This window comes from Lyngbya sp. PCC 8106 (assembly GCF_000169095.1).
GTDB lineage: Bacteria > Cyanobacteriota > Cyanobacteriia > Cyanobacteriales > Microcoleaceae > Capilliphycus.
Map to the genome: position 1 here is coordinate 25,327 of NZ_AAVU01000009.1, position 12,717 is coordinate 38,043.

Below are 12,717 nucleotides of genomic sequence, written 5' to 3' on the forward strand. Positions count from 1 at the left end.
GGGACTGCTCCAGTAATAGGGAAAGACCTAAGGGCAATGGTTAAAAATCCAACCTGGAAGCAAAGCGAAAAGTATTGTTAATATTTCAAAAAAAAACGATACATATTAGTCGCCATAGGGCATTGGGAGACTCTAAACGGACATAGAGGGACTGTAAGACTACCTTGGTAGCAGGACTCGTTGAAGTGTCAAGAATCCCCGCTCGTTTACGACGGGGAGTATGTCAATCCAGATTTCAGGAAACGGTAAGTCCAAAGCTGTCTACAATTATTGTAAGGGATATTCGGTTCTAGTCTATGTCAAATAATCGATCTGGATCGTTTTTTGGGGGTTTGATACTCGGATCTGCTGTAGGAACAGTGGTGGGTTTATTAGTCGCACCCCGATCAGGAAAGGAAACGAGACAAGTCTTGAAAAAGTCTGCTCAAGCCCTTCCTGAGTTGGTCGATGATCTTTCAACCAGTGTACAACTGCAAGCAGATCGGCTCTCTGAGTCGGCTTTGCGAAACTGGGAAGATACTTTACTTCGACTCAAAGAAGCAGTAGCCGCTGGTATGGAAGCCAGTCAACAAGAACGTCAAGTTCTCTCTGATCAGGTACAGAATACAGACTCATCTTATCCCCTTCGCGATCGCAATTAGTTGATGGTTTGGGCAGGTGCGTCAGCAAAACTCATCTGAGAACTTGCCCTTTCCCTATCTCTCTCCTCAGAGTGAAGCAATCAAGGCTTGAAATTAACTTGTGGGGGGTTTGGGTGTCCATGTATCCCCAGCCAATTTAGACGAGCGACCCCGCGCTTCGGAGGGTTCGATGCCCCCAGAATTGGCATTTAAGTAATCGCATAGCTTCACTTAAGTATGATAGAATCAAGCTATGTTTACGATGAATTATCAGTACCGCGTTTACCCGTCGAAAAACCAAGAAGTCCGGATGATATCTTGGCTTGAGATGTGTCGTGGCGTATATAACTACGCTTTAAGAGAACGTAAGGACTGGATAAAATCTCGTAAATGTGACATCAATTGCTGCTCTCTTGAATCTGAATATATAATTCCGGCAGATGCAACTTATCCAGGTTATTACCAACAGCAAAATGCTCTGACAGCAATCAAGAATTCGTTGCCTCACCTCAAAGATGTTCAGTCTCAAGTTATTCAAGAACCGATTCGCCGGGTAGAGACTGCATTTGTCGCCATGAAACAAAGAGGGCATGGTTTTCCACGCTTCAAAAAGTTTGGGCAATACCGCTCTTTTTTGTTTCCACAATTCAAGACAAGCCCAATTAAAGGGAACAAAATTAAGCTTCCAAAAATTGGAGAGATACCGATTGTTTTGCATCGACCTATCCCAGATGGATTTGCGGTAAAGACAGTGCGGGTTACTCGCAAACATTCGGGTTGGTATATAACGCTTTGTCTTCAGATTGATGTCAATATTCCTGATGTAATGCCTCATGGTAATGCAATCGGAATTGATGTTGGGCTAAGTTATTTTCTGTCTACCAGTGAAGGCGAACAAGTTGCTAGACCTCGTTTCTTTGATAAACTTCAACGCCAGCTTAAATTGCTGCAACGGTGTTTAAAGCGGAAACAAAAACGGTCTAATGCTCGTGCCAAACTGATTCAAAAAATAGGTAGAATTCACGAACAAATTGCAGCATCTCGACTTGATTGGCAGTTCAAATTGGCTCATCATTTGTGTGACCAGTCTAAGATGATTTTTGTCGAAGACTTAGATTTCCGAATCATGGCAAAAGGGATGTTAGGTAAACATACTCTTGATGCGGGTTTGGGACAATTTATCAATCAAGTCTTGCCTTGGGTTTGCTTCAAGCGTGGGGTTTACTACGGCAAGGTTGACCCCAGTGGCACATCTCAAACTTGTCCTGACTGTGGAACTCGGGTAAAGAAAGATTTGAGTGTCAGAATTCATAAATGTCCTGAGTGTGGGTGTGTAAAGCCTAGAGACGTTGCTAGTGGTCAAGTCATAAAAGCCCGTGGTCTATCGGGTGTTGAAACTGCGTCTGGATGGGAACTGTCGGGGTGTCAGGGAACTGGTGCTAGACAAGACCGTGTGAAGGACGAAATACTCAAGAGCGATCTTGGGAAGCCCACGCTATATTGCTCTTAGCTATTAGCGTTGGGAGGAAGTCACGCATGATAGAATAATAACCGCCATCTGTGTTGCATTTTTGGCTTTTATTCTTGATTCTGGGGGTTCGCGATCGCAACCCGGAAAAGTGTAACAAATAACAGATTCGCCCGATGAACGCAGAGTTAGGTTGTTCTCAACCGCTCAACTCCGCTAGATTAACCTCTTTGCATCCTGGATGTTATTCCCGTGACCGACCCCGTTTTTTGGCTTGGCTTATCTATCCTACTGGTTGCTGCCAGTCTGAGTGCTGTGTTAATTGCGGCTTTGCCTGCCTTCCAAGCCCTAGCCCGAGCCGCTCGTAGTCTCGAAAAGCTCACCGATACATTGTCTCGAGAATTTCCGCCCACTCTAGAAGCCATTCGGATGACTGGATTAGAAATTAGCGAACTGACCGATGATGTCAGCGAAGGCGTTCAAAGTGCAGGTCAAGTGGTTAAACAAGTTGATCGCAGTATTGATAGTGCCAAAAAACAAGCTCAGAAGGTACAAAGCACAACAGGCAATGTTTTCACAGGGTTTAAAGTGGCGTGGAACACATTTCGCCGACCAAACCGTCGCCCCGTTGAGCGCCTTTCCCCCTCGACTCCCCCCATTTCTCCGATCAAAAAACATTCTAATCCAGACTTAGAAGCACCTTACAGTTATAGTAACCCAGAAGATTTTTATGAAGAATCGGGTAGGGAACCGGAAACACCACCCTACCCCAAATCTGAATATAAAACCCTCAACTCTAACCGTAATGAAGGGTAGAAAATTTTAGGATAAAAATTCCGAAGCCACTAACATTGTCCCAATACCCGCATCGGTAAAAATTTCTTGAAGTAGAGCATGAGGTGTACGACCATCAATAATATGAGCCGCCCGTACCCCTTGCGCTAAACTGCGAACACAACAGTTTACTTTGGGAATCATTCCGCCACCGACAATTCCCTTGTCAATCAAATCTCGGGCTTCTTGAATATCGAGTTTTGCAATCAATGTCTCTGGCCGATGATAATCTTCTAAAATACCCGGAGTATCCGTCATTAAAATCAGTTTTTCAGCCCCCAAAGCTGCCGCAATTTCCCCGGCTGCGGTATCTGCATTAATATTATAAGCCTGTCCGCTATCATCAGTCGCCACACTAGAAATCACCGGAATATAGCGATTATCGACTAACAATTCTATCAGCTTAGTATTAACACTGTTGACCTCTCCAACAAAACCAATTCCTTCTTCACCTTGAGGTCTAGCCACAACTAAGTTAGCATCCTTTCCACATAGCCCCACCCCTAAACCACCTGCTTGGTTAATCAAAGAAACAATCTCTTTGTTTACCCGTCCTACCAAAACCATTTCCACGACATCCATCGTCGCCGCATCTGTCACCCTTAAACCATTTTTAAATTGGGGTTCAATTCCCAATTTTCCTAACCAAGTATTAATCTCCGGGCCACCGCCATGCACCACAATAGGACGAATACCGACACAGGAAAGCAACACAATATCTCGGACCACCTGCTGCTTTAAGTGACTTTCCTTCATCGCTGCCCCGCCATACTTGACGACTATCGTCCGGTTGGCAAACTTTTGGATGTAAGGAAGGGCTTCACTAAGAACTTTTACCCGGCTCATTTCATCGGTGCTGTCAAAATCACTCTGTTTGAGCATAACTCTCTATTGTCTAAGCTTAAAGATCAAATTTTAGCAATGTCTGTCAACATTGACCGATTTTAAAGGGTATTTTAACGTCCACCGTTGGGGGTGAAGTTTCGCGGGCAATTTTCAGTGTTTTAAATTCACCTAAAAATCTTCCTTGGGCTTCCTGTCATTTATCTTCTGCCTTATTTAAGAGAAGTAATTCATAGAATCTGAAGGTTTCATTAATTCCCACCAACGATTGAGCGGAAAGTAAATAACTGGCGCCCACAAACTACTCAAAATGGCTGAACTCAGAGCCACCTGTTGTTGATATAACCATAAATCCACCAAAGTATGATCACCCATTTGACTAAATTGTAAAGCTCTAATAGTCTCCACTAAAATTGCCATTCCAAACACAATTAAAGCAACTGAAATAAAATCTTCCTGCATTTTCTTCATCAGATGCTTATAAATCAAAACAGTCAAAACTCCAACCAGCATAAACGAAAAAATATGACTCGGATCAGAAGCCGTCATTCCATCTAAAATCAATCCTAAAACCAACCCGGCAATTGCCGCAGAAAATAGCGATCGCTTCAAACTCCAAGCGACTAGCCAAATTAATAGCCAGTTCGGTTTAATCCCCAACAATTCCATACCCGGTATGGGAGCTAATACCGCCAAAACACAAAGAATTATAGAAAGAACAGTGACAGCATAATTAATAATTTGACGAGCCAACACAAGCACTACTCCAATACAATCAAGAATTAGACAATCTCTATAAAAAAGTTGAGAACAAATTTTTTAACAACTTTTAATTCCCCACTTTTTGAGTCGATTTCGGATTCGGATAAACAACAACCCATTCCAACGAACCCAAAGGCACAAAAAACTCAATCACCGCTTCCGGTGCAGGAGCTTTATTAATATCAACCGAAACCACCTTACCCACTGGCCAACCTGCCGGGAAAATTTGGCTAAACGCAGAAGTTACAACGACATCATCCGGCTTCACCTTCGGAACATTGTCAAAGAACTCCATCACCCCTTCGTTGCTCCCTTGACCTTTGAGATAACCCATTTGACGAGTGCGACTCACCGCCACCCCGACTCGGCTAGTGGGATCACTCAACAATAATACCTGACTGGTATGGGGCGTAACGCTGACAATTCGACCCACAAATCCTCCTGGCCCCATGACCAAATCATCAGCTTTGATGCCACTTTTGCTCCCTCGTCCCAAGGTCACTTGCTGCCACCAATGTTCAGCACTACGGGCAATAACTGGAGCGACAACTCCTTTATCATTAGGTTTAGACGAAACATAGCCCAATAATTTTTGCAGATTTTGATTTTGACTGTCTAGATCCTTAACTTTGGCTTCTAACTCCTCAATACGGGCATTTAACACCTTCGCCTGTTCCTGAACCGTCACGAGCTGTTCTGATGACTGCTGAAACGGGCGACTCACCCAATAATAGATTTCAAACAATGCCGCCCCCTGAGTTTGCCGTACCAGCCACGCTGTTGCCACCGCTAAACCCAAAAGTGTCAATTGCGATCCATGTCGATTCCACCAACTCCTTGTATTCATCAAACTTTCTCCTAAATCTGAGCCAGCATTCTCCAATATTAGAATTAGAAATCCATCTCTTTGAGGAAGAACATCTTCACCGTCAATAGTTTAGGTCTTAGGAATCGGATCTGGGGGGTTGAGGGTTTGTGACTCATTCCTCATTCCTAATCCCTAAAAAACGGGTCATGGGTTAGGGTTAACTGATGTTCATCCGTCACACTCATCGCTTGTTTGTCGGAGAGACACGACCTTGCGTATCTCAACCTCAGTCTTTATGAACTACACATTACGAGATCGCGCGGCAAACACCCGTTCAAGTTGCTTCGGATTTTCCAAAACCCGTCCCGTTCCCAAAACAACACAGGAAAGCGGATCAGCCGCAATATGAGTCACAATTCCCGTTTCGTGACTAATTAAAGTATCAATCCCTTTCATCAAAGCCCCCCCTCCAGCTAACATAATGCCTCGATCGACGATATCAGCAGCGAGTTCAGGGGGAGTTCGTTCGAGAGTGCGTTTAACCGCATCTAGAATAATAGACAGCGGTTCTGTCATACTTTCACGAACTTCCGGGGCTTTAATCGTTACAGTCCGAGGTAAACCCGATAATAAATGAATTCCCCGCACCTCCATGATGCTTTCCTCATCCTCATAGGTCGGATAAGCCGAACCCATGTTAATCTTGAGTTCTTCAGCCGTTTGTTCTCCAATGACTAAATTATGAACCTTTTTCATATAATGGATGATGGCTTGATTGAGTTCATCTCCAGCAATACGAACCGATTCACTGAGAACTGTGCCTTGTAAGCTGATAATCGCGACTTCTGTTGTGCCTCCACCGATGTCTACAATCATATTCCCCGTCGGATCAGTCACAGGCAGTCCCGCCCCAATAGCAGCCGCTATCGGTTCATCAATTAAGCGCACATCCCGAGCACCTGCTTGCAAAGCCGCTTCCATCACAGCCCGTCGTTCTACCCCTGTAACTCCACTCGGAATGCCAATGATAATTCGAGGTGCGATCAAAGTTTTGCCCTGATGCACTCGTCGAATAAAATACTTCAACATCTGTTCAGCATAGTCAAAGTCCGCAATCACACCATCCCGCAGGGGTCGTAATGCGATGACGTTATTGGGTGTTCGACCCAACATTTTTTTCGCATCTGTTCCGATCGCGAGGGGAATTTTATCCTCTTGATCGATAGCAACCACGGAGGGTTCTTGAAGAACAATACCCTGGCCGGAAACATAAATTAAAGTGTTTGCAGTCCCGAGATCAATACCCATATCTCGTGACAAGGAAAAGCGATTTAGAAGACCCACCGTTTTTTTGCCCCTCTAGTCAATATCAATAATTTTTTTTACAGTCCAACTCTATGACGATCTAGACCACATCGTACCCTAATGGCTGACTGAGTTTCTGATCTCAATCCCAACAGATGCCTTTAGCAGATTTTCATTTGGTCAAAAATAAACTCGCTCACCCCAAGTTTGTTCTGGAATTCCCTTAACTTGCAGAGTGCGATCGCTTTTTCTGCCATCTTTGCTTTCTACTTCTGAGGTCGCTTAAGTGATACCGGAAGCTACTCGCACAACTTGAGGGAATCGATGTGGATTGTATTATGTTTTGTAGCAAGAGTCTAGTCCCTGGGAAAGGTGGGGTAGTTTTATTCTCGATCTAAAATTTGATTGATGGGGAGCAGAGGGGGTGGATCTTAACTCGGGAAGCGAGTGATCGCAGGCATCGTCTTTTCAAGGCGGTGTACCGATGATCTCCCAACTTCTGCCTTACAATAGATATACAATCTCAAGTGTCGCAAAATTCAAGTCAAGATTGAAGTCAAATGAGTCTGAATATCGTTACTCTTGTGGGTCGTGTCGGTGGAGACCCTGATGTTAAATATTTTGAGTCGGGTAAAGTCGTTTGTAATCTGACCTTAGCGGTTAACCGTCGTACTCGTCGTACGGATGAACCCGACTGGTTTAATTTGGAAATGTGGGATAAAACCGCAGAAATCGCGGCTAACTATGTTCGTAAAGGAAGTTTAATCGGCGTTAAAGGTTCGCTGAAGTTTGACTATTGGGAAGATCGGGCGACCGGAGTACAACGTTCTAAGCCCGTGATTCGAGTTGAGCAACTTGAGTTATTGGGATCTAAGCGGGATAATAACGAGAACATGGCACAATCGAGCTATGAAGAATTTTAACTCGGCTTGAGTTGAGTTAGAAGTTGAATTGACGTGTTGTTTGTTACTCCATAATTGATTGTCAGCGTGAGTTTAGAGACTTTAGAACAAATTCAAACCGAGTACCGATGTGGAAAAAATGCCTTTGAACGAGGCCGCTATCGTCAGTCTGTAGAACATTTGGAGACGGCAAGAGATTTAGTCGAAAAAAATACTCGTTTGGGTGGAGAAGTTCAAATTTGGCTAGCAACGGCTTATCAAGCGATTGGTCAGCGCGAAAATGCGATCGCCCTCTGCCGAAAACTGATTCGTCATCCGAGTATGGAGACAAGCAAACAATCCCGTCGTTTACTCGAAATTTTGGAAGCCCCAGAATTGAACAGTAATCTGGAAGGATTGATTGAGATTCCCGACATGAGTGGGATTGAAGATAATGAGCGCCCGATCAAAATTCTCCAAAAAACTCGTTCCTCAACTTCCCGTTCATCCTCTACCCCAGAGCTATTTCCTGAACCCATTGATCTCAGTCAGGTGAATACTCGAGAAAATGGCTTTCTGGGGATCGCCTTAGTTGCTATCATCGCTGTTCTGAGTGGATTATTCTTTTTCTACTAATCTCGTTGTGATACAGAATAACGATTGAACTGGGATAGACTAAATTAGTATCCGAATCGTCACGTCAGTATAAATGGAACGTGAAACTCCAGACCTAGAGACTATCAAGCACCAGCTAATGAGTCTAAATCGACCGAAAAAGCCAAAAATGCTGGTCGTCGATGATGAGCCAGATAATCTTGATTTGCTCTATCGTACTTTTAGACGGAACTTTAACGTCTTTAAGGCAGAAAGCGGCATTCGCGCTCTAGAAATCTTAGAAGCTGAAGGAGAAGTCGCTGTGATTATCTCCGATCAACGAATGCCTGAAATGAAAGGAACAGAGTTTCTGAGCAAAACAGTGCGCTCGTTTCCCAACACGGTGCGAATTATCCTGACAGGCTTCACTGACATCGAAGATCTAGTGGATGCCATTAACTCTGGCCAAGTCTATAAATACATTACCAAGCCTTGGGATCCCAATGAACTCAAAACGGTTGTCCAACGGGCTGCCGAAACCTATGAACTCTTAAACCAACGAACGGCTGAATTACAATACGCCCAAAAACAAACTCGACTCTTAGGGACGATTATGCAAGTGGCTCAAGAGTCTCAACCTCTAGGGGTGAGTTTCCAGGCGATGGCAACAGCTATTGGTGAGAATTTTCAAACAGATGTGTGTATTCTTCAGCAAGTGAGCGAAAATACCTTAACAACAGTTGAGGGTATCTATAGCAGTAGTGGGACAGCGGAAAATTGGTTGTCAGATGATCCTCTAGCTCAAGCCGCGTTGTCTAGCGGAAACATACAAGCCTCAATTAATATTCCTAGAGATGGGGCGCTCTCCGAGGTACAACATTACCAAACTTCTGAAATTCAATCACACATTACGATTCCGGTGAGTTTTCGAGAGAAAAATGTCGCCCTCCTCTCCCTTCAGTGGAAACAACCTTGTCAACTGACTCCAGAAGAACTTGATCCTTTGCAGTGGGTTGCTCAAGCGATCGCATTGGTACTGATCAGTGTCAACTCGGATGTCTCTGCTTAATATCCAAATCAAGGGTAAAGGAATAATCCTTGTTCTCAGGATGTGAATCTGTTTTGGGGATCACATCCTCTGGACTCAGCCGAGTGCTAGGAAAAGCGGGCTTTCTGGGTCACATTGAATGGAGAGTATCGAGGGTTTGATTGTCCCGACATCAGCCACTTGACGAGGAGAGTCGGTTAGCTGATATTTTGGGAATAAACATCTGTTTAGAGATAGATAAAACCTGTATTGTAGATCAAAACCGAATTTAGCTTGGGAATGATCAGTCCAGCAATTGGGGCTTGAGAATCCCGATTCAATCGGTAACAATGACTCAAAGACTGCCCAGAAAGAGTTTTTGGTGTTTAAATATCATCTCTGTGTTGATCAACCCGATAGCAAGAGATTTCTGGCTCCATTCAGTTTAATGCTGGTGTTAGGGAATGCGTGTATATGGTGTATGCAGAACATTTATCTCAACCGTCTATTTTTGATTTAGCTCGCTCTGGTGATTTTCAAGCGATCAACTACCTGATCAACAGTTATCTCAGACCTCAAGGGATTTATGCTCAGGTTGGTCGAGAACGACAAGGACGCTTGCAGGTCTTAATCGAGTTTCAAACTGAACCCGTCGCTGAACGTATTATTAAATTTATTTGTCATCTTCTCTGGAAGCTGAACTCTCCGACTGTCGAAGGTGTGCAAATTGTGGGCCGCTATACGGGTGATCCGGCTGTTTTATGGAAGCAGTCGGTTCGGATTGTTACCCCGGCTAACCAGGTGCGGCGAAGCCCTCGCAGTCGAACGATTGAGTCCCTCAAATTCAGAACATTCCGTACTCTACTGATGATGGGTTCGGCTCTGAGCGCCTTTATCTTGGGATGTTGGGTGAGCTATTATGAAGTATCGGCTCAACTTCCTCAAGTTCCTACACCAGCTCAAGAAAACGTCGTTTCCCCGACACTACCTCCGAAGCGTCCGGAGCAAGTTCAAGCGGCTTTGGAAGTTGTTCCAGTGGTTCAGCAGACCACGATTCAAAAACCCCATGACCCTACCGTGACCTTAATGTTTGGGGGAGATGTGACTCTTTCTGACCATTTTGAAACTGTTGTCGGTGATGATCATACTTGGGCTTTTGAAAAACTGGATGAATACCGTGAGGTCGATGTGGCTATGGTGAATTTAGAAAATCCCTTAACCCGTTCAACGCTACGCCGTCCGAATAAGCAGTTTAATTTTAAAGCCGACCCAGAGGCTGTGCAAGTGCTGACCAGTGGGGGAGTTGATCTGGTTAACCTTGCCAATAACCATGCGATGGATTATGAAGCCGAGGGATTGATTGAAACTCTAGAAACCCTAGAAAACTCTGGCATTCATGCGATTGGGGCAGGTCGGGATCTCAAAGAAGCACGACGTCCGGAGATTCTTGAGGTTAAAGGTCAGCGAATTGCCTACTTTGGCTATTATGATGCTGATTTTCATGCGGCGGGTGAAGACAGTCCCGGCACAAATCCTCGTTATGATGAGCGAGTTGCAGCTGATATTCAAGCGGTTCGAGATCAGGTAGATTGGATTATTGTGAACTATCATTGGGGAGTGGAATTGGCGAACTATCCCGGTGACTGGCAAATCGAACTGGCTCGATTTACGATTGACCAGGGAGCCGATTTGGTTGTTGGACATCATCCCCATGTCTTGCAGGGTGCGGAAATTTATAAAGGTCGGCCGATTGTTTATTCTTTGGGAAACTTTATTTTTGGGGGGAATAGTCGCAACGATTATGATACCGCCGTACTGAAAGTTTCCTTGAAAGCTGATCAGAAGATGAAAGTGGAATTTTTACCTGTAGAAGTTCGGCAATATCAGGCGAAAATTGTCAGAGGTAAAAAGGGAGATGAGATTTTACAAAACGTTGAGCGTCTATCTCGCATTTTTGACCAACCGATGAATTCTCCGATGGTATTGGATGCTCCTCGATCAGGGTTACGTACAGTGGAGAGAAAACCTGTTACTCCTGTTGCACCTCAGCTGCCGAATTTGTCTGAGTCCACTGAACAATTGGTGACACCGGAAGCTCTAGAGGATGTTGGAGATGAAGTTGAGGCTCAATCGGATCAACCTGAAACGGTGAATTTACCGCCTCGGTTAGATGCAGCTTCTTCTAGTTCTGATTCTCTTAAACCCTATATTCACGACCCTTTTATTAAAGATCCGTTTATCTCCATTCCCCCAAAAACTCCCCAACCTCCATCAACTTCTCACCGTTACAATGATTCTATCAGTCCGATCTCGTTTGCTCTGTTCAAGTCAGATCTTGAGACTGATGATCAGCTTTCGGTATCAACTCAAATCACGGCCGCCTCTGACAAGGTTCGGGTTGATTTACCTCCAATGGTTCGACGGGTTCAAAACTCGGCTTTTTACGATTGAGGAGTAGACATCATCGCCTTAGTTCTATTTCTACGATGATTCGAGAACTAAGCTAAGGTGAGAGCATAGGCCTAGAATGTTAAGGTTTACTCTCAACGGACTGGCTTTGTGCGACAATAGCTAGGCATTCTTCTGTTGAACAACTTTGGCTCAGTTTTATACTACTGACAAATCACTGTGTTTGCGATCGCTCTAGAACAAAAACAATACAAAACCTACTGCTTGTCTGATCATCACTATCAGTCTCGCTTAGAGGTAGTACCCGAACGAGGGGGGATGATTACGCGCTGGCAAGTCAAAGGTCAGGAATTACTCTACCTGGATACAGAACGGTTTGCACATCCTAACTTGACTGTACGGGGAGGAATTCCGATTTTGTTTCCGATTTGTGGGAACTTGCCGGAGGATACTTACCAATACAATGGTCAGCAGTACAAACTCAAACAGCATGGTTTCGCTCGGAATCTACCCTGGACTGTGACGAACCAAACGGCTACTGATTATGCGGCTATTACACTGACCCTGACCAGTAACGGGGAAACTCGCTCTGTTTATCCGTTTGATTTTGAGCTGGAGTTTACCTACAAGTTGAAAGGGTCGGAGTTGATCATCTTTCAGCGCTTTACGAACCTCTCGGGTACGATTGAGGGCTTACCTGCACAAGTGATGCCGTTTTCGACAGGGTTGCATCCCTATTTTTCGGTTTCGGACAAAACTCAACTGCATTTTGAGATTCCGGCGATGCAATATCGGGATCAGATTACCCGAGAACTACACGATTTTACGGGTTGCTTTGACCCGACGATTGATGAAATTGATGGGATTTTTGGGCCTTTGACCGGGTTGGCCGCGATTGCAACTGATTCGAGTCGTAAGTTGCGAATTGCCTTGGGTTATAATTTCGCTTACTCGAATTTGGTGTTTTGGACGCTTAAGGGCAAAAACTACTATTGTCTTGAACCCTGGACGGCTCCCCGTAATGCCATGAATACGGGCAAGTTACTGACTTATCTCCAGCCTGGAGCCAGTTATGAGACGCTCGTTCACCTGAATGCCACATTTTTTTGAAAATCTCTTTTCATTTCACAAAAAGTTGTGTTATAATCGTATATGATTGACTGACA

General features: G+C 44.5%; 12 protein-coding genes. 8 read left to right on the forward strand and 4 right to left on the reverse strand.

From position 1 onward, the window contains the following. Nucleotides 1–296 precede the first annotated feature (296 nt). The 3 genes from L8106_RS08005 to L8106_RS08015 all read left to right on the forward strand — a co-directional run bounded on the left by L8106_RS08005 (nt 297) and on the right by L8106_RS08015 (nt 2,904). A complete protein-coding gene (locus L8106_RS08005; protein ID WP_009783747.1) occupies nt 297–641 on the forward strand; it encodes a YtxH domain-containing protein in 345 nt (114 codons plus the stop codon). Between the two features lie 241 nt (nt 642–882). Next, nucleotides 883–2,130, forward strand: a complete 1,248-nt coding sequence (locus L8106_RS08010) for a transposase (protein WP_255348878.1) — start codon at nt 883–885, stop codon at nt 2,128–2,130. 210 nt (nt 2,131–2,340) lie between these two features. Then, entirely contained in the window at nt 2,341–2,904 is a 564-nt protein-coding gene (locus L8106_RS08015; protein WP_009783749.1) for a hypothetical protein, read from the forward strand. A 6-nt stretch (nt 2,905–2,910) separates the two neighbouring features. On the opposite strand, the gene argB is transcribed toward L8106_RS08015, so the two are convergent. From argB to L8106_RS08035, 4 genes are all read right to left on the reverse strand, one after another. Then, nucleotides 2,911–3,804 carry an acetylglutamate kinase gene (argB, locus tag L8106_RS08020; protein WP_009783750.1) on the reverse strand — a complete coding sequence of 298 codons (894 nt, stop codon included), beginning with the start codon at nt 3,802–3,804 and terminating at the stop codon, nt 2,911–2,913. Between the two features lie 177 nt (nt 3,805–3,981). Further along, nucleotides 3,982–4,521 (reverse strand): rod shape-determining protein MreD, encoded by a 540-nt coding sequence (mreD, locus tag L8106_RS08025; protein ID WP_009783751.1) that lies wholly within the window; start codon nt 4,519–4,521, stop codon nt 3,982–3,984. Nucleotides 4,522–4,594: 73 nt separating this feature from the next. After that, the gene (mreC, locus tag L8106_RS08030) at nt 4,595–5,374 is read right to left on the reverse strand and encodes a rod shape-determining protein MreC (protein WP_009783752.1); all 780 of its coding nucleotides are present in this window, start codon (nt 5,372–5,374) and stop codon (nt 4,595–4,597) included. Between the two features lie 261 nt (nt 5,375–5,635). Next, on the reverse strand, nt 5,636–6,643 hold the full coding sequence (locus L8106_RS08035) for a rod shape-determining protein (RefSeq protein WP_009783753.1): 1,008 nt from the start codon (nt 6,641–6,643) through the stop codon (nt 5,636–5,638). Between the two features lie 557 nt (nt 6,644–7,200). Between L8106_RS08035 and L8106_RS08040 the strand changes: the two genes are divergently transcribed. From L8106_RS08040 to L8106_RS08060, 5 genes are all read left to right on the forward strand, one after another. Continuing rightward, nucleotides 7,201–7,563, forward strand: a complete 363-nt coding sequence (locus tag L8106_RS08040) for a single-stranded DNA-binding protein (protein ID WP_009783754.1) — start codon at nt 7,201–7,203, stop codon at nt 7,561–7,563. 66 nt (nt 7,564–7,629) lie between these two features. Next, complete coding sequence (locus L8106_RS08045; protein ID WP_039895767.1) at nt 7,630–8,157, forward strand: tetratricopeptide repeat protein; 528 nt, start codon at nt 7,630–7,632, stop codon at nt 8,155–8,157. Between the two features lie 73 nt (nt 8,158–8,230). Next, nucleotides 8,231–9,184: a response regulator gene (locus tag L8106_RS08050; RefSeq protein WP_009783756.1), complete on the forward strand. Its 954-nt coding sequence runs from the start codon at nt 8,231–8,233 to the stop codon at nt 9,182–9,184. Between the two features lie 432 nt (nt 9,185–9,616). Further along, on the forward strand, nt 9,617–11,593 hold the full coding sequence (locus L8106_RS08055) for a CapA family protein (RefSeq protein ID WP_009783757.1): 1,977 nt from the start codon (nt 9,617–9,619) through the stop codon (nt 11,591–11,593). A 177-nt stretch (nt 11,594–11,770) separates the two neighbouring features. Further along, entirely contained in the window at nt 11,771–12,661 is an 891-nt protein-coding gene (locus tag L8106_RS08060) for an aldose 1-epimerase (protein ID WP_009783758.1), read from the forward strand. Nucleotides 12,662–12,717 lie beyond the last annotated feature (56 nt).